Origin of the sequence: Telluria mixta (genome assembly GCF_029223865.1) — a bacterium.
In the GTDB taxonomy this organism is placed as follows: domain Bacteria; phylum Pseudomonadota; class Gammaproteobacteria; order Burkholderiales; family Burkholderiaceae_D; genus Telluria; species Telluria mixta.
The window spans coordinates 4,306,049-4,322,752 of the sequence record NZ_CP119520.1; the positions used below are offsets into that span (position 1 = coordinate 4,306,049).

The 16,704-nt window shown below is 68.6% G+C and carries 14 protein-coding genes; 10 read left to right on the forward strand and 4 right to left on the reverse strand.

From position 1 onward, the window contains the following. Positions 1–75: 75 nt before the first annotated feature. Complete coding sequence (locus tag P0M04_RS19295) at positions 76–1,437, forward strand: family 1 glycosylhydrolase (protein WP_259447495.1); 1,362 nt, start codon at positions 76–78, stop codon at positions 1,435–1,437. 120 nt (positions 1,438–1,557) lie between these two features. On the opposite strand, the gene P0M04_RS19300 is transcribed toward P0M04_RS19295, so the two are convergent. Together P0M04_RS19300 and P0M04_RS19305 are read right to left on the reverse strand one after the other, a co-directional pair. Continuing rightward, positions 1,558–2,391, reverse strand: a complete 834-nt coding sequence (locus P0M04_RS19300) for a universal stress protein (RefSeq protein ID WP_259447494.1) — start codon at positions 2,389–2,391, stop codon at positions 1,558–1,560. 8 nt (positions 2,392–2,399) lie between these two features. After that, positions 2,400–3,236, reverse strand: coding sequence for a universal stress protein (locus tag P0M04_RS19305; RefSeq protein WP_259447493.1), 837 nt, complete (start codon positions 3,234–3,236; stop codon positions 2,400–2,402). Positions 3,237–3,576: 340 nt separating this feature from the next. Here P0M04_RS19305 and P0M04_RS19310 point away from each other — a divergent pair, with 340 nt between their 5' ends. Genes P0M04_RS19310 through P0M04_RS19320 form a run of 3 tightly spaced genes read left to right on the forward strand, consistent with a single transcriptional unit; the run spans position 3,577 to position 8,463 of the window. After that, positions 3,577–4,635, forward strand: coding sequence for an HlyD family secretion protein (locus P0M04_RS19310; protein WP_259447874.1), 1,059 nt, complete (start codon positions 3,577–3,579; stop codon positions 4,633–4,635). Then, a complete protein-coding gene (rbbA, locus tag P0M04_RS19315; protein ID WP_371877214.1) occupies positions 4,599–7,337 on the forward strand; it encodes a ribosome-associated ATPase/putative transporter RbbA in 2,739 nt (912 codons plus the stop codon). The genes P0M04_RS19310 and rbbA overlap by 37 nt, the downstream gene beginning before the upstream one ends. A gap of 1 nt (position 7,338) precedes the next feature. Then, the gene (locus tag P0M04_RS19320; protein WP_259447491.1) at positions 7,339–8,463 is read left to right on the forward strand and encodes an ABC transporter permease; all 1,125 of its coding nucleotides are present in this window, start codon (positions 7,339–7,341) and stop codon (positions 8,461–8,463) included. Between the two features lie 13 nt (positions 8,464–8,476). Here P0M04_RS19320 and P0M04_RS19325 read toward each other — a convergent pair whose 3' ends face one another. Both P0M04_RS19325 and P0M04_RS19330 read right to left on the reverse strand, forming a co-directional pair. Continuing rightward, positions 8,477–9,553 carry a GGDEF domain-containing protein gene (locus P0M04_RS19325; protein ID WP_259447490.1) on the reverse strand — a complete coding sequence of 359 codons (1,077 nt, stop codon included), beginning with the start codon at positions 9,551–9,553 and terminating at the stop codon, positions 8,477–8,479. Further along, positions 9,554–10,396 (reverse strand): universal stress protein, encoded by an 843-nt coding sequence (locus tag P0M04_RS19330; RefSeq protein ID WP_259447489.1) that lies wholly within the window; start codon positions 10,394–10,396, stop codon positions 9,554–9,556. Positions 10,397–10,601: 205 nt separating this feature from the next. Here P0M04_RS19330 and P0M04_RS19335 point away from each other — a divergent pair, with 205 nt between their 5' ends. The 6 genes from P0M04_RS19335 (at position 10,602) to P0M04_RS19360 (ending at position 16,704) form a co-directional block, all read left to right on the forward strand. Next, positions 10,602–12,086, forward strand: coding sequence for a sensor histidine kinase (locus tag P0M04_RS19335; protein WP_259447488.1), 1,485 nt, complete (start codon positions 10,602–10,604; stop codon positions 12,084–12,086). After that, positions 12,083–12,493: a response regulator gene (locus tag P0M04_RS19340; protein ID WP_259447487.1), complete on the forward strand. Its 411-nt coding sequence runs from the start codon at positions 12,083–12,085 to the stop codon at positions 12,491–12,493. Before P0M04_RS19335 ends, P0M04_RS19340 begins: the two co-directional genes overlap by 4 nt. A gap of 1 nt (position 12,494) precedes the next feature. Beyond that, positions 12,495–13,979, forward strand: a complete 1,485-nt coding sequence (locus P0M04_RS19345; RefSeq protein WP_259447486.1) for a hybrid sensor histidine kinase/response regulator — start codon at positions 12,495–12,497, stop codon at positions 13,977–13,979. Then, positions 13,969–14,610, forward strand: coding sequence for a response regulator (locus tag P0M04_RS19350; RefSeq protein ID WP_259447485.1), 642 nt, complete (start codon positions 13,969–13,971; stop codon positions 14,608–14,610). Before P0M04_RS19345 ends, P0M04_RS19350 begins: the two co-directional genes overlap by 11 nt. A gap of 145 nt (positions 14,611–14,755) precedes the next feature. Next, positions 14,756–15,526 (forward strand): helix-turn-helix domain-containing protein, encoded by a 771-nt coding sequence (locus P0M04_RS19355; protein WP_259447484.1) that lies wholly within the window; start codon positions 14,756–14,758, stop codon positions 15,524–15,526. A 140-nt stretch (positions 15,527–15,666) separates the two neighbouring features. Continuing rightward, entirely contained in the window at positions 15,667–16,704 is a 1,038-nt protein-coding gene (locus P0M04_RS19360; protein WP_259447483.1) for a zinc-dependent alcohol dehydrogenase family protein, read from the forward strand.

A 16,704-nucleotide genomic window follows, 5' to 3' on the forward strand; every position in this document is an offset into this window, starting at 1 on the left:
CGGAAGAATTTGACTTGGCTCAAACATTTTCGCGTTCATCGCGACTAGCCTGTGCCCTTGACCGCGTCATGCGAGATGGTCCAACGATTGCGCGCCCGGTGGCGCCTGGAGGTGCAGGTGACGACGTCGACGACCTTGCCGATGTGGACCGGCCGGCAGCACGGGCACGCGTTGCCGGACCGCGAGCGCCCCGTCCATGGATGCCATCCGCTGTCGCCGGCCAGGTTGATGCGGTCGTTTTCGTTCTGCACCGGGATCGAGAACAGCGCACCCGTCATCCGGGACGAACACGGCGCGCGGTGCCGGATCGACCAGATGGCCGCCTCGGGACACGACCGGCGCTGGCGCGAGGATTTCCAGCTCGTGCACGAACTGGGCCTGCGGTGCCTGCGCTACGGGCCGCCGTATTACCGAACCCATATTGGGCCAGGGCGCTACGACTGGTCGTTCGCGGACGAGACGTTCGCCGAGCTGGCGCGACTCGACATCACCCCGATCGCCGACCTGTGCCATTTCGGCGTGCCGGACTGGCTCGATAATTTCCAGAACCCCGACTTTGCGCATTATTTCGCCGAATACGCCGAAGCGTTCGCGCGCCGCTATCCCTGGGTCTGGCTGTACACGCCGGTCAACGAGATGCTCGTTACCGCCGAGTATTCCGCCCTGCGCGGCTTCTGGAACGAGCGCCTCAGCAACGGCCATGCCTTCGTGAGCGCGCTGTCGAACATCGTCGAAGCGAACATCCGGGCCAGCGAGGCGATCTGCCGCTGCGGCCGTCCCTGGTTCGTCCAGAGCGAGGCGACACGCTATTACCACCCGTACGACCCGGAGGCGGCGGAACGGACGGAGTACCTGAACGCGCACCGCTTCCTGTCGCTCGACCTCAACTACGCCCGGATGCCGTCCCCGAGGCTGGTCGACTACCTGTTCGACCACGGCATGCCGCCCGCGAAGCTCGACTACTTCATGAAGCGCAACATCCGGCCCTCGTGCATCATGGGCACCGATTACTACGAGACGAGCGAATCGGTCGTGTTCCCGGACGGCCGGACCAGCCATTCGAACGTGCTGGGCTACTACGGCCTGACGCGCCAGTACCACGACCGTTACCGCCTGCCGATCATGCTGACCGAAACCAACCAGGTCGACGGGCTGAACGCGGTGCACTGGCTCGAACGCCAGTGGGCCAACGTGCTGCGCCTGCGCCAGGAGGGCTACCCGATCATCGGTTTCAGCTGGTACAGCCTGACCGACCAGGTCGACTGGGACATCGACCTGCGCGAGCGGCGCGGCAATGTGACGGAAAACGGGCTGTTCGACATGGACCGTCGGATCCGGGCCGTCGGCGTCGAGTACCGGCGCATCGTCCGCGACTGGAGCAATGCGCTCGATGTCGAAGAGCGGCGCAGGACATGGCAAGGGGAGCGACATGACTGACTCGGCATTGCCGACCGATTGACACGTACGATATGCCGCGCGCCCGGGAACGGGTCGTGGCTTTCGCGCACATGCGCGAGACACTGGGCGCGGGACTCGCGGCGCTGCCGCCCTGCGGCGTCAGTGTGCGAACAACACGGGAAGGCGCGCCTCTGCCAGGACGGTACGGCTCGCGCCGCCCAGGCACAGCTCGCGGAACCGGCCATGCCCGAAGCAGCCCATCACCAGCAGCCGGCAGTCGTGCTCGTCGGCGAGCGCCAGCAGGTCGTGGCCTGCGTCGTGCCGCGGCGCACGGACCAGTGTGCGCGGCGCGACGCGATGGCGCGCGAGGAACTGCTTCAGGTCGTCCTGCTCGGCGTAGAACGCCTCGTCGGCGGATGCGCCGTCGGCGAGGACCGCCACGATGACTTCCGATGCGCGCCGCAGCAGGGGCAGCGCCGCGCTCAACGCGAACGACGCTTCCTTGCCGCCGTCCCAGGCGACGAGCACTTTGCCGTCGTGCCAGGGCGCGGGATCGGTGCGCGGCACGACGATCACGGGCCGTGCGCAATTCAGGATGAGGGATTCCGGCAGGTGGACGGTCAGGTCGGGCATCGACTCGGAAGGGTCGTCCTGGCTGATGACGACCAGGTCCGCGAAGCGCGCCAACCGGGCCAGGCCGTCGTCGGCCTGGTCGCATACGAAACGCTGTTCGTGCCGGACCTGCATCGCGTCCGCGATCTCGTCGAAGCGAGCGAGCGCATGCCGGGCCTGGTCGGCGAGCGGCTGGAAATAGCTGGCGCCCAGCGTGCCCGGCACCTCGCGGTACCCGTTCGGAAAGACGTTGCGGGAGACGCCGAACATCGCGGCGCCGACGAGAACCGCTCCGGTCGCGTGGGCCAGGGCGGCGGCATAGCGCATGCGCGGGGGCGCGTGCACGGACTGGTCGACGTGGACGAGTATGGTCTTGAACATGGTGTCGTTCAGTGAGCAAGGAGCACGGGGATCGACAGGCGGCGCAGGACGGTTCGGCTTACACCGCCGAGCAGGATCTCGCGATAGCGCGAGTGTCCGTAGCAACCCATGACGAGCAGGTCGATCTTGAGGTCTTCGGCCCGGACCAGCAGGGCGTTCCCGACGGCGCCGCGCGGATGATGGCGGCAGATCTCGACCGTGACGCCGTGCCGGGACAGGAATTGCGCCATGTCCGCCGCGTCTTCCGGCGAGCGTACGCTCGAGCTTTCCTCGTCGAACACGGCGAGCTCGACCTGTTTCGCGCGCACGAGCAGCGGCAGCGCGAGGCGGCAGGCGCGCGCCGCTTCCGGGCTGGCGTTCCAGGCCACCATGACGCGCTCGGGCACGTGTGGACAAGGCAGCGGGTGGGGCAGTACGAGAACGGGGCTGGGCGAGTTCAGCGCGACATATTCGGGAATGCCCGCGATGCCGGCAATGCCGGGCGCGTCGTACGCGGTGCGCCCGACGACCACGAGGTCGGCGTACAACGCCCGCCGGGCGAGCGCCAGGCCCGGCTCCTCGTCGTCCACCCGGTGCGAAAAAGAGGCGACGCCGGCCTGTTGCGCCAGGGCGTCGAACCGGGCGGCGCGCTGCCCGGCGGCGTCGCGCAGGTTCGCGAACAGCGGCGTGAGGTCGCCCAGGTCGACCCCGGGCAGGGCCGTTTCGCGGACGAAGCGCGAGATGCCCGTCTGCGCCATCCCGACGAGGTGCGCACCCTGGTCGTTGGCAAGTCGTGCGGCGAACGTCACGCGGTCCGGCGCCTGCGGCGTATCGTCGACGTGGACGAGAATGGTCTTGTAGTCCATGCTGTGCTCCTCGATGTGCTGCATGTCGGTCAGGGTTGCGCCGCGCTCGTCCAGCGCAAGAGGTTCGCATATCGTTTGTTCACTGCTTGCTCCCTCATTCAGCGGTTTATGTCGGCTCAATCGTAGTCTTGCGCGTCGGGACTTCGGTATGACCTAGGTCAAAAATGAACGCGAGGGCCATGAATTGTGGGCATGCCGCTAGATTTGATCTGGGTCATACCCAATGCGGCAATCGCGCTCCTATAGTGAGGTAAGTCGACCCGAACAAAACCCATCCATGGACACGCTGGAAACGCACCGCGCGTCGATCGCCGACAAGGCGACGGCGCACAACAAGGCCATGAAGCGCCTGGCTGCGGGGCTGGCACTGCTGGTGCTGGTCGGCGGCGCCGCGTACGCATGGAGGGCGACACGCCCACAGGGGCCCGGGCCCGGCTTCGTCAGCGGGAACGGCAGGATCGAAGCCGTCGAGATCGATATCGCCAGCAAGCTGCCGGGAAGGCTTGCCGATGTGCTGGTCGCCGAGGGCGATCCGGTGCGGGCCGGCCAGGTGCTGGCCCGCATGGATGCCGCCACGCTGCGCGCGCAGCGGAGCGAGGCCCTGGCGCGCGAGCAGCAGGCGCGCGACGCCGTGGCGGGCGCGCAGGCCCAGCTCGCGATGCGGCGCAGCGACCTGGCGGCAGCCGCGGCGGTCGGAGTGCAACGGGAAAGCGAGCTGGACGCCGCGCGGCGGCGGCTCGCCCGGTCGACCGTGCTGGCGCAGGCGGGTGCGGCCGCGTTGCAGGAACTCGACGACGACCGGGCCCGCGTGGACGGCGCGCGCGCGACCTTGGCCGCCGCCGCCGCCCAGGTCCAGGCTGCGCGCGCGGCCGTCGCGGCCGCGCAAGCCGTGGTCGTGCAAAACCGTTCCGCAGTCCAGGCGGCCGCGGCCACCACCGCGACGATCGACGCGGATCTGCGCGACGAGGTGCTCGTGGCGCCGCGCGCGGGCCGCGTGCAGTACCGCGTCGCCGAAGCGGGCGAGGTGCTGGCCGCTGGCGGCAAGGTGCTGAACATGATCGACCTGCAGGATGTGTACATGACCTTTTTCGTGCCAGAGGCTGCCGCGGGACGCATCGCGCTGGGAACGGAAGTGCGGCTGGTGCTCGACACGGCACCGGGCTTCGTGGTGCCGGCCGCCGTCAGCTACGTGGCCAGCAGCGCCCAGTTCACGCCGAAATCCGTCGAGACCGCCAGCGAACGGCAGAAGCTGATGTTCCGGGTGAAGGCGCAGGTCGACCGGCGCCTGCTCGCGCGCTATCCCGAGCAGGTCAAGGCCGGGGTGCCGGGCGTGGCCTGGATCCGCGTCGACCCCGCCCGGCCATGGCCCGCGGCATTGGCCCTGCGGGAGGCGCCGTGAGGGACGCCGACGCCGCGCCGGTCGCGTGCCTGGACGGCGTGTCGGTGCGCTACGGCGCCGTGCACGCCCTCGATCGCGTAAGGCTCTCCTTGCCAGCCGGCCGGATGACGGCGCTGATCGGACCCGACGGCGTGGGCAAGTCGAGCCTGCTAGCGGTCATCGCCGGCGCGCGCCGGGCGGCCGAGGGCAAGGTGGAGGTGCTGGGCGGCGACATGTCCGCCGCCCGGTTCCGGGCCGAAGTCTGTCCGCGCATCGCCTACATGCCGCAGGGGTTGGGGCGCAACCTGTACCCGAGCCTGACGGTCGGGGAAAACCTGCAGTTCTTCGCGCGCCTGTTCGGGCTCGGGCCCGGCGAGCGGCGCGCGCGCATCGCCATGCTCGCCGCCAGCACGGGCCTGCTGCCGTTCATCGACCGGCCCGTCGTCCAGCTGTCGGGCGGCATGAAGCAGAAGCTCGGGCTGTGCTGCGCCCTAGTGCACGATCCCGACTTGCTGATCCTGGACGAGCCCACTACAGGTGTCGATCCATTGGCGCGCAGCCAGTTCTGGGCGCTGATTGCCGCGATACGTGATGCGCGGCCCGGCATGAGCGTCGTCGTCGCGACGGCGTACATGGACGAGGCCCGGCGGTTCGACTGGCTGGTGGCGCTCGACGGCGGCCGCGTGCTGGCCAGCGGCACGCCGGCGGCGCTGCTGGCGCAGAGCGGCAGCGCCAGCTACGAGGAGGCGTTCGTCGCAATGCTGCCGGCGGAGCGGCGCGCCGGCTATCGTCCGCTGAGCACACAGCCGCGCGATCCGGTCGCCGACGACGATACGGTCATCCAGGCCAACGGCCTCTCGCGCCGTTTCGGCGATTTCGATGCGGTGCAGGATGTGAGCTTTCGCATCGCGCGCGGCGAGATCTTCGGCTTCATCGGCTCCAACGGCTGCGGTAAAACGACCACGATGAAGATGCTGACCGGGCTCCTGCCGCCGAGCGGCGGCACGGCGACGGTGTTCGGTCGGGCGGCGGGCGAAGGAGGCGCGCAGGCACGGCGCCAGGTCGGGTACATGTCGCAGGGGTTCTCGCTCTACCAGGAATTGACCGTGCGCCAGAACCTGGCCCTGCACGCGCGGCTGTTCGACCTGGCCGAGTCAACGATCGACGCGCGCTGTGCCGACCTGGCGGCGCACTTCGGCCTGGAGGCGATGCTCGACGCCTTGCCGGACAATCTTCCGCCGGGGGCCCGCCAGCGCCTGTCGCTGGCGGTCGCCATGGTGCACCAGCCGGAGCTCCTCATTCTGGACGAACCTACGTCGGGCGTCGATCCGATCGCGCGCGACCGGTTCTGGGAGGCGCTGATTGCGCTGGCACGAGACGACGGCGTGACGATCTTCATCTCGACGCATTTCATGAACGAGGCCGAGCGCTGCGACCGCGTGGCGCTGATGCATGCCGGCCGCGTGCTGGCCACCGGTACCCCGGCCGGGTTGCGCGCCGCGCGCGGCGCCGCCACGCTGGAAGACGCGTTCATCGGCTGGTTGCGCGCGGCGGCGCCGGGCGATGACCGTCCGCTGCCGCCGTTGCCCGCGGCGGGCGCGGCGGCGCACGGCGGCTGGCTGCGGCGCGCGGCGGGCTATGCCTGGCGCGAAGCGCTGGAACTGCGCCGCGACCCCGCGCGTTCCGTTCTCGCGTTGTGCGGCTCCCTGCTGCTGATGGTCGTGATCGGCTACGGTCTTAACATGGACGTCGAGGACCTGCGCTTCGCGGTGCTCGACCGCGACCATACGGCCCTCAGCCGCGACTATGCCCTGAACCTGGCCGGCTCGCGCTATTTCGTCGAGCGTTCTGCGCTGGCGGATTACGCGGACATGGATGCCAGGATGCGTTCGGGCGAACTGGCGCTGGCTATCGAGATTCCACCCGGCTTCGCTCGTGCCGCTGCGCGCGGAAGGCCGGCGCAGATCGGCGCCTGGATCGACGGCGCGATGCCGGTGCGGGCGGAAACCGTGCAGGCGTATCTGCAGGGGATGCACGCGGAATGGCTGCGCAGCCGCGCCATGGCGTCCGGCATCGCTGCCGCGACCATCGAGACGAGGTTCCGCTACAACCCCGACGTCCGCAGCCTGCCGGCGATGGTGCCGGGCATTATGGCGTTGCTCATGCTGATGCTGCCGGCGATGCAGGCGGCGCTGGCCGTCGTGCGCGAAAAGGAAATGGGGTCGATCGTCAACCTGTACGTGACGCCGGTCCGGCGCAGCGAATTCCTGCTCGGGAAGCAGGCGCCGTACGTCGTGCTGGCGATGGCGAACTTCATGCTGATGTGCGTGATGGCGGTGACGGTCTTCCAGGTGCCGCTCAAGGGCAGCGCGCCGGCGCTGGCGGTGGCCGCCTTGCTGTACTGCGTCTGCTCGACCGGCATCGGGTTGCTGGCGTCGAGCTTCACGCGCAGCCAGATCGCGGCGCTGCTCTTCACGATGATCGGCACCATCGTGCCGGCCATCCAGTTCGCAGGGCTCATCGATCCCGTGGTCGCGCTGGAAGGCGTCGGGCGAGTGATAGGGGAAGCCTATCCGGCCTCGCACATGCTCACCATCAGCCGCGGCGTGTTCGGCAAGGCGCTCGGCTTTGCCGAACTGGCGCCGGACTTCCTCGCGCTCGTGGCGGCAGTGCCCGTCATCCTCGGCCTCGCGATCGTTGCGCTGCCGAAGCAGGAGCGCTAGCATGGCCGCCATCTCGCTGCGCAAGGTCTGGCACCTGGGCATCAAGGAATGGTGGAGCCTTTGGCGCGACCCGGTGATGCTGGTGCTGATCCTGTACACCTTCACGGCAGCCGTCTACATCGCCGCGACGGCCCAGCCGGACACGCTCACGCGCGCCGCGCTGGCGGTCGTCGACGAGGACGAATCGCAGCTATCCCAGCGCCTGCGCGCCGCCTTCGTGCCGCCGCAGTTCATGTTGCCCGAGCCGATCACGCTGGAACAGGCCGACGCCCGGCTGGACCGCGGGCGGGCCACGTTCGTCCTGGTGATTCCCGCCGGCTTCCAGCGCCGCATCCTGGCCGGGCGGATCGCGCCGCTGCAGCTGAACGTGGACGCGACCCGCATGAGCCAGGCTTTTACCGGGAGCACCTACGTCCAGCAGATCGCTCTCGGGGAAATCGAAAAATTCCTCCATCCGGGCAGCGGGGCGTCGGCTGCGCAGGTCGATCTGTCGGTACGGGCCCGGTTCAATCCGGCGCTGGCGCCGTCGTGGTTCGGCGGCGTCGCGGAACTCGTCAACAACGTGACGATGCTGTCGGTGATCCTGACCGGCGCGGCGCTGATCCGCGAGCGCGAGCACGGCACTGTCGAGCACCTGCTGGTGATGCCGGTCGGCCCGCTGGAGATCATGCTCGCCAAGCTGTGGTCGATGGGGAGCATCGTACTGGCCGCGACGCTGGTCGCGTTGTCGGGCATCGTGCGCGGCCTGCTGGGCGTGCAGCTCGGCGGATCCATCGTGCTGTTCATGGCCGGCACGATGGTACATCTGTTCGCCGTGACCTCGCTGGGCATCCTGCTGGCGACGCTCGCGCGCGGCATGCCCCAGTTCGGGATCCTGGTCGTCCTGGTCCTGTTGCCGCTGCAGATGCTGTCGGGCGCCAATACACCGCGCGAGAGCATTCCGTGGCTGCTGCGCGACGCGATGCTCGCCGCGCCGACTACTCACTACGTTGAGTTAAGCCAGGCCATCCTGTTCCGTGGCGCGGGCCTCGATGTGGTTTGGCCGCGGATGCTGGCATTGCTGTTGATCGGCGCCGTCCTGTTCGTCGTGGCGCTCGCCAGGTTCGGCGCGGCAATGCGTCGTTAGCCGCGCCGCGCGCTCAGCCTGCCACTGCCAGCGCTGGTCCGGCCATGGCGACGCGGTTGCGGCCGGCTGCCTTGGCGCGGTACATCGCGCCGTCCGCTTCCCGCAGCAGGGACTCCCAATCCTGTGTGTCGCGATGAACGGCGAGGCCGATGCTGACCGAGCAGCGCAGTTCGCGCGGCGCTCCGGGAATGACCTGGCCGGCGAAGGCGTCGCGCAGGCGTTCGGCGCAGGCCCATGCCTCGTCCGCGCCGGCTTCGGGCAACACACAGACGAATTCCTCGCCGCCGATGCGGCCGACGTAATCGGTGGCACGCAGGGTCTTCACGCACGTCGCGGTCAACGCGCGGATCACGGCATCGCCTACCGCGTGGCCATAGGTATCGTTGACCGCCTTGAAGTGGTCGATGTCGAGCATCGCGACACTGAGCGGGCGACCGTGCCGGTGTGCCAGCGACAGGTCGTGCTGTGCGAGTTCCATCAGGTACTGGCGCGACAGCGCCCCGCTGAGGCTGTCGTAGCGGCACGCGCGCAACAGCTGCCGCTCGCGTAGCCATAGATCATGTCGCAGGTGTAGCAGGCGGCTGCCCAGGGCGAGCGCAAGCGCTGGCGCGGCGACACAGGCCGCCCAGATGGCGGGTGCCGCCGCAGACGGAAGCATGAACGCGCCGAGCGCCGCATAGAGCAGCGCCGTCGGCGCCAGAATGTTCAGGCAAGGACGGGGACGGGGCTCCACGAGGCCGAGGGCAGCCATCCAGACGAACAACGAGGGGACGGCGTGCAGCAGACCGTCCGCCAGCGGCCGCGCCGTGGTGGCAAGCGCCGCCGCATGGACGAGGTACACGAAGGAGGCGCGGGCCACCGGCTGCGGTCCCGAACGCGGCATCGCGTAGCCGAAGGACGCGATGGCGACGAGGCCGGCGCGCACGGCGAGGCTGGCCGGGCTCTGCGCCGATTCGACCAGCTGGCTCCACAGGCCGTCGCACAGCACGCCGATCCCGAACACGGACCCGAAGCCGGGCAGCAGACGCCGCAAATAGCGCTCGCAGCGCCGTTCGAACACCCGGCGCGGCGCGGACGAGCGAACGTCCATTCAGTGTGCAAGCAGCAGCGGCACCGGCGAGCGCGCCAGCACTTCGCGCGTCACCCCGCCCAGGACCCATTCGCGGTAGCGGCTGTGGCCGTAGGCGCCCACCGCCAGCAATCCGGCGCCGCAGGTGCGCGCCATGGCCATCAGGGCGTCGCCCGTGGTGGATCGGGTGCGCTCGACGATGACGTCGACCTGCACGCCCTGGCGCGCCAGGTACAGCGCCATGTCCGCCCCGGGCTCTTCGCCATGCAGCTCGGACAGTTCGTCGGGGTTGATCAGGGCCAGCTTGACGCTTTCGGCGCGCTGCAGCAGCGGCAGCGCGCCTTCGATGGCGCGAATGGCCTGCATGCTGCCGTCCCAGCCGACCACGGCCGTGCTGGCGATGGGTTCGCCGTGGTAGGTGCCCGGGACGACCAGCACCGGACGCGCGCCGCGCAGTGCGACGTGCTCGGGCAAGCCGCGCACGCGCACGGGCAGGTCGGGATCGGGTTCGTCATCCTGGCTCAGCACCGTCAGGTCGGCGTAGCGCGACTGCATCAGCAGGGCATAGCGGGGGTCGTCTTCCACGAGGCGCGACTCGAGCGACGCGATGCCGAGGCGACGGGCATCTTCCACGAACTTCTCGAGCCGGACGCTGACCGCATCGCGCATGCCCTGGAAATCGGTGCCGGGCATGACCGGCGCCCCCATCGATCCGGTCAACAGCGCGAAGTCGACCCAGGACATGCCCGTCATGCCGGCGCCGACGAGGTGGGCGTCGTGGTCCGCGGCCAGACGCGCGGCCGCGCGCAACCTGCTGTCCTGCTGGCGGCTGCCGTCGATGTGAACTACGATGGTCTTGTACATGGCGTGTTCCTTTCCGGGACATGGGCAATGGCGGGTGAAGACACCCGCATTCACTGTATCGCCCACCGATGTCGCTGTCAGGTACGCACTTGATGGAGATCAAAAAGTAGAGAATTTTTCTGCGAAGCACCTGAACAATCCGCAATGCTTTGATAGCTGCAAAAAAACGCCTTATCATGGTCGAGCTCTGTATTGACGGTAAACCATGAATCCGGAATGCATCCATACCCGCCTGGACTGGCTGTTGTCCGCTGCCCGCGACCCGATGCTGGTATGCGATCGCGCCGGCATCATTGTCCGGGCCAACCGGCCGCTGGCCGCGCTGTTCGGCTGGGCGCTCGAGGACCTGATCGGGGAACCGGTCGAGATCCTGGTGCCGCCGGAAGCGCGCGGCCGGCACGCGGTGCTGCGCCGCCATGGCGACAGTGCACGCGCCATGGGCAGCGGGCGCTTCATGGCGGTCGATTGCGCCGGCAGGACGTTTCCCGTGGAGGTAAGCCTGGCGCCGCTCGATGCGGACGGTACGGTGCTGACGCTGGCCACCGTCCACGACGTGCGCGCCCGGGCCGATGCGGAACAGGCGTTGCGCGACAGCGAGGCACGCATGCGCGCGGTGTTCGAGACCGCGGCGGACGGTATCATCACGATCGACGAGCGGGGCCTGATCGAGCGCGTCAATCCGGCGGCCGAACGCATGTTCGGCTATGCGGAAGCGGAACTGGCCGGGCGCAACGTGTCCGTCCTGATGCCGTCGCCGGACCGCGACCGCCACGACGGCTACCTGCGCCACTATCTTCGTACCGGCGAACGGCGGATCATCGGCAGCGGCCGCGAGGTGCATGGCTTGCGCAAAGACGGCACGGTGTTCGCGATGGAACTGGCGGTGACGGAAATGCGGATCGGCGACGCGCGCATGTTCACCGGGCTGGTGCGCGACATCACGGCGCGCAAGGAAAGCGAGCGGCAAGCCGCCGTCCTGTTGCAGGGCCTGCGCGCCGCGAACGAGGAATTGAGCAATTTCGCCTATGTGGTGTCGCACGACCTGAAGGCGCCACTGCGCGCGATCGGCGCCCTGGCGGACTGGATCGCGACCGACCATGGCGACCGCCTCGACGACGAAGGCCGCGAGCACATGCGCCTCCTGATCAGCCGCGTGCACCGGATGGGGAACCTGATCGACGGCATCCTCCAGTATTCCCGGCTGGGGCGTGGGGGTGGCACGCTGTGCATGGTCGACCTGAACGCCGCGGTGGCGGAGGTCGTCGACCTGCTTGTGCCGCCCCCGTCGATCGTGGTGACGGTCGCGCCCGGTTTGCCAGTGCTCTGGACCGAGCCGACCCGGATCCGGCAGGTCTTCCACAATCTCATCTCGAACGCGATCAAGTACATGGACAAGCCCGCCGGACGGATCGACGTGAGCTGCGCCGACGAGGGCGAGCGCTGGTGCTTCGCCGTGGCCGACAACGGCCCCGGCATCGAACGGCGCCACTACGAGCGTATCTTCCAGCTGTTCCAGACACTGGCGCCGCGCGACCGCGTCGAAAGCACCGGTGTCGGGCTGGCCCTGGTGCGCAAGATCATCGATCTGCTGGGCGGGCAGGTATGGCTCGACTCGGTGCCTGGCGAAGGCAGCACCTTTTACTTCAGTATCCCGAAGGCGTACCGGGATGCCCGCCAGGATAGCCCGTGAAAACGCCCGCGCAACCGATCCTGCTGCTCGAGGACGACCATGTCGACGTTCTGACCACCCGGCGCGCCCTGAAGGAGATCCATGTCGACAATCCACTCGTCGTGTGCGAGAACGGCGAGCAGGGACTGGCCTGGCTGCGCGATGCTGCCGATCCGCCGTGCCTCGTGTTGCTGGACCTGAACATGCCGGTCATGAACGGCATCGAATTCCTGGAGCAGGTCAAACGCGACGAGCAACTGCGCCGGATCCCGATGGTGGTGCTGACCACGTCGGAGGAAATGGAAGACAAGGTAAGGAGCTTCGACCTCGGCATTGCCGGGTACATGGCCAAGTCGCTGGATTACCGGCGCTTCGTCGAGGCCATGCGTTCCATCGACGCGTACTGGACCACCAGCGAGCAGCCCTGACATGAACACCATCCTTGTTCTGATCGTCGAGGACGATGTCGTCGACCGCATGGCCTGCCGCCGGCGGCTGGACGACGCCTCTGCCGGCCGGTTCCGGCTCATCGAGGCGGACGAGGCCGAGCGCGGATTGATACTCGCGCGCGAGTGCCGCCCGGACTGCATCCTGCTCGACTACCGGCTGCCGGACCTGACCGGGCTCGACTTCCTCGCGCGCCTCGGCGCCGATCCGGACGCCGCGGTGCGGGCGATCCCGGTCCTGATGCTGACCGGCGCCGACAGCGCGGCCGTCGCCATGGAAGCGATGCGTCGCGGCGCCCGCGACTTCCTCGTCAAGGATGCCGAGGGGCGCTACCTCGAGCTGGTGCCGGCGGCGATCGAACGCCTGCAGCGCGAGCAGCGCTTGCTGAAAGAGAAACGCCAGGCCGAAGCGAGGTTCCGTACCCTCGTCGAGCAGATCCAGGCGATCACCTACGTCGTGGCCCCTGGACGGGCCGACCAGCTGCACTACGTCAGTCCGCAGATCGGCGTCCTCGGGTACACGCCGGAAGAATGGCTGGGCGATCCCGGCCTGTATGCCGACCGGATGCTGCCGGACGAGAAGGACAAGGTGTTCGCCGACGTGCTGCGCTGCCGGGAGGGCGGACTGCCGCTGCGCCTCGAATACCGGCTGCGCGCACGCACGGGCGAAGTACTGTGGTTCCGCGACCAGGCCGACGTCGTGCACGACGAGTCGGGCCGGCCGTTGTTCATGCAGGGGACGCTGATCGACATCACGGCGAGCAAGGCCGCCGAACTGAAGCTGACGCAGGCCCGCGACGAGCTGCGCCACCTCGCCGCCTACCAGGAAAAGATCAGGGAGGACGAGCGCCGCCGGATCGCCCGCGAAGTGCACGACGAGCTGGGCGGGCTGCTAACCGGGATCATGGCGTACGTCTCGGTGATAGGAGAACGTGCGGCGCTGGCGGGGCACGCCCCGGATCCGTTGCTGGAGGAAACGGCCGGTCTGGCGCAGGACGCGATCGATACGGTGCGACGGGTGATTGCCGACCTGCGACCGAGCGTGCTGGACCAGCTCGGCATCTGGACCGCGCTCGAATGGTACGCGGCGCAGGTGGCCAGGCGCTCCAGCCTTGCCTGCTGTTGCGACATCGATCCCGGCGCCGCGGCCCTGGACATCGATCCGGACCGCGGCATCATGCTGTTCCGGATCGTGCAGGAGGCCATGACGAACATCCAGCGGCACGCCCAGGCCCGTGAAGCCTGGCTGCGCGTGCGTTTGGCCGACGGGCAGCTCGAGGTCGCGATCGAGGACGACGGCTGCGGCATGCCGGGGCCGGCCGGGCCGGAGCCGGACGATCACTGGGGCATCCTGGGCATGCGGGAGCGCGCGCGCAGCCTGGGCGGCGAGCTGACGGTCGCGCGGCGCGCCGGCGGCGGCACCGTCGTCGCACTCCAGGTGCCGGTCGAGGCGCGCCATGCGGCCTGAACCCGTCCGCGTCCTCCTCGTCGACGATCATGCCATCGCCCGCAACGGCGTACGCCTGATGCTCGGCACGGCGGGGGACATCGAGGTGGCGGGCGAAGCCGCCGATGCGCAGCAGGCGCTCGACCTTGTCCGTGACGCCGCATTCGACGTGGCGCTGCTCGATATCGCCATGCCGGGCACGAGCGGTCTCGACCTGCTGCGCCAGCTGCGCGGCCTGCGTCCGGACATGGCGGTGCTGATCCTGAGCACGTACGCGGAAGAGATCTATGCCGTGCGCGCGCTGAAGCAGGGTGCGGCGGGTTATCTGACCAAGGACGTGCCGACGCCGGTGCTCGTCGATGCCGTCCGGCGTGCAGCCGCGGGCCGCAAGTACGTCAGCCCCGCCCTGGTCGAGAAACTGGCCGCGCTCGTCAGCGGCGACGATACCTGCGCGGGGCACGACGCTCTGTCAAACCGGGAACTGGAAGTGTTCAAGCTGATCGCGCGTGGCGAACCCCTGGTGCAGATCGGCGAACGCCTGCATCTCAGTCCGAACACGGTTACCACCTATCGGTCCCGCATCCTCGACAAGATGGGCATGTCCAGCAACGCCGAGCTGACCCGGTACGCGCTGGAGCATGGCCTGATCTGACGGGCGCCGCGGTCCGGCATAGGGGAACCCCTACATCGCGCGTCGGGCGTACTTGACCGGAACTTGACGGCATGCGCGCTGCCGGCCGTCGCGGCGCCGTCCGATACTGCTTGCATCGATGGCAACGACAGGCAAGGAGAGGGCGATGACCACGCAGACCTACGAGATCGTCCCGGCGGGGAGGCAAAGCGCCACTGAAGCGCCAGGCGCCAGGTGCGGACGCTGCGCCTACCGCACATTGTGCCTGCCCCCGGGACTGGGCGAACGCGACCTGGCCCGGCTGGAAAGCGTGATCGGATGCCGCCGCAGGCTGGCGCGCGGCGATGTCCTGTTCCGTGCCGGCCAGCCGTTCATCAACTTGTACGCGCTGCGCTTCGGCCACTTCATGACGTGCCGTACCGATCACCGGGGCGAACGCTACATCACCGCATTCCAGATGGCCGGCGACCTGATGGGCATGGATGCGATCGGCAACGGCGAGCATGCGAGCACCGCCATCGCGCTGGAAGACAGCGAGGTGTGCGAGGTTCCCTATGCGCGCCTGCAAGCCTTGATGGCCGAGCTCCCGCCGGTGATGGCGCACTTCCATCGCGTGATGAGCCAGGAGATCCTGCGCGACCAGTCCGCGATCCGTTTCCTGGGCATCCTCCGGGCGGACGAGCGCATGGCCAGCCTGCTGCTGAACCTGTCCGCCCGCTACGCCATGCGCGGCTTTTCGCCGCGCCGTTTTCAACTGCGCATGTCGCGCGACGACATGGCGCGCTACCTGGGCCTCAAGCTGGAAACCGTCAGCCGCCTCCTGGCCCGCTTTCGCGAACAGGGGCTGATCCGGCTGGAGCGTCGCGAACTCGAGATTCTCGACATGCGTCGCCTGGAGACCATGGCGGACGGCGCGCGTGAAGGCGCCGAGGTATAGCGAACGCTGCATTCAATACAAGGAGAGTCATGATGTCTTATCATCCGAAACCGTTCGGGCGCGACGTCCGCAGGCCGGCTTTGCCCAAAAAGCCGGATGGCGCCATGCACCGGCCCGCGATCCACTGAGGACGTGCCATCATGCGAGCCCTCGTCTACAACGGACCCGGCGCGCGGCGGCTGGAAGCGCGCCCGAAACCGTCCATCCTGCAGCCGGACGACGCCATCGTGCGCGTGCGCCGGACCACGATCTGCGGCACCGACCTGCATATCCTGAAGGGCGACGTACCGACTTGCCGGCCGGGCACGATCCTCGGCCACGAGGGCGTCGGTACGATCGCCGAAACCGGCGGGGCCGTGCGCGGCTTCAGCCCGGGCGATCCTGTGCTGATTTCCTGCATTACATCCTGCGGCCGGTGCGATTATTGCCGCAAGGGGATGTACTCGCACTGCCTCGACGGCGGCTGGATACTCGGGAACCGGATCGACGGCACCCAGGCCGAGTACGTGCGGATCCCGCACGCCGATTTCAGCCTGCACCACATACCGGACGGCGCCGACGAGGACGCACTGACCATGCTCAGCGACATCCTGCCGACCGGGTTCGAATGCGGCGTCCTCAATGGCAAGGTGCAGCCCGGTTGCAGCGTCGCCATTGTCGGGTCCGGGCCGATCGGGCTGGCGGCGCTGCTGACGGCGCAGTTCTTCACGCCCGCGCTCCTGGTCGTCATCGATCCGGACCGCCATCGCCTCGAGATCGCGCAGTGCTTCGGCGCGACCCATGTGACGACACCGGACGCCGACACGGCCGCCCTCGTGAAGGGGCTGACGGGCGGACGGGGGGCGGACGTCGTCATCGAGGCGGTCGGGATCCCGGCCAGTTTCGAGCTGTGCGAGGACCTGGTGGCGCCGGGCGGCACGATCGCCAACATCGGGGTCCATGGCACCAAGGTCGACCTTCACCTGGAGCGGCTCTGGTCGCACAACATCACGATCACCACGCGCCTGGTGGACACCGTGACGACGCCCCAGCTGCTGCGGGCGGTGATGGCGCGCAAGCTCGAAGCGGCCACGCTCATCACCCACCGTTTCCGCTTCGAGGAGATGGACCAGGCCTACGACACGTTCGGACGCGCGGCGGATACCCACGCGATGAAAGTCATCATCGAGGTACCGTGA

Coding starts and splice junctions, on each gene's coding strand:
- P0M04_RS19335 (WP_259447488.1), top strand. CDS start 10,602: ATGAATCCGGAATGCATCCATACCCGCCTGGACTGGCTGTTGTCCGCT.
- P0M04_RS19295 (WP_259447495.1), top strand. CDS start 76: ATGGTCCAACGATTGCGCGCCCGGTGGCGCCTGGAGGTGCAGGTGACG.
- P0M04_RS19350 (WP_259447485.1), top strand. CDS start 13,969: ATGCGGCCTGAACCCGTCCGCGTCCTCCTCGTCGACGATCATGCCATC.
- rbbA (WP_371877214.1), top strand. CDS start 4,599: ATGGCCCGCGGCATTGGCCCTGCGGGAGGCGCCGTGAGGGACGCCGAC.
- P0M04_RS19345 (WP_259447486.1), top strand. CDS start 12,495: ATGAACACCATCCTTGTTCTGATCGTCGAGGACGATGTCGTCGACCGC.
- P0M04_RS19320 (WP_259447491.1), top strand. CDS start 7,339: ATGGCCGCCATCTCGCTGCGCAAGGTCTGGCACCTGGGCATCAAGGAA.
- P0M04_RS19325 (WP_259447490.1), bottom strand. CDS start 9,553: ATGGACGTTCGCTCGTCCGCGCCGCGCCGGGTGTTCGAACGGCGCTGC.
- P0M04_RS19330 (WP_259447489.1), bottom strand. CDS start 10,396: ATGTACAAGACCATCGTAGTTCACATCGACGGCAGCCGCCAGCAGGAC.
- P0M04_RS19360 (WP_259447483.1), top strand. CDS start 15,667: ATGCGAGCCCTCGTCTACAACGGACCCGGCGCGCGGCGGCTGGAAGCG.
- P0M04_RS19355 (WP_259447484.1), top strand. CDS start 14,756: ATGACCACGCAGACCTACGAGATCGTCCCGGCGGGGAGGCAAAGCGCC.
- P0M04_RS19305 (WP_259447493.1), bottom strand. CDS start 3,236: ATGGACTACAAGACCATTCTCGTCCACGTCGACGATACGCCGCAGGCG.
- P0M04_RS19300 (WP_259447494.1), bottom strand. CDS start 2,391: ATGTTCAAGACCATACTCGTCCACGTCGACCAGTCCGTGCACGCGCCC.
- P0M04_RS19310 (WP_259447874.1), top strand. CDS start 3,577: ATGAAGCGCCTGGCTGCGGGGCTGGCACTGCTGGTGCTGGTCGGCGGC.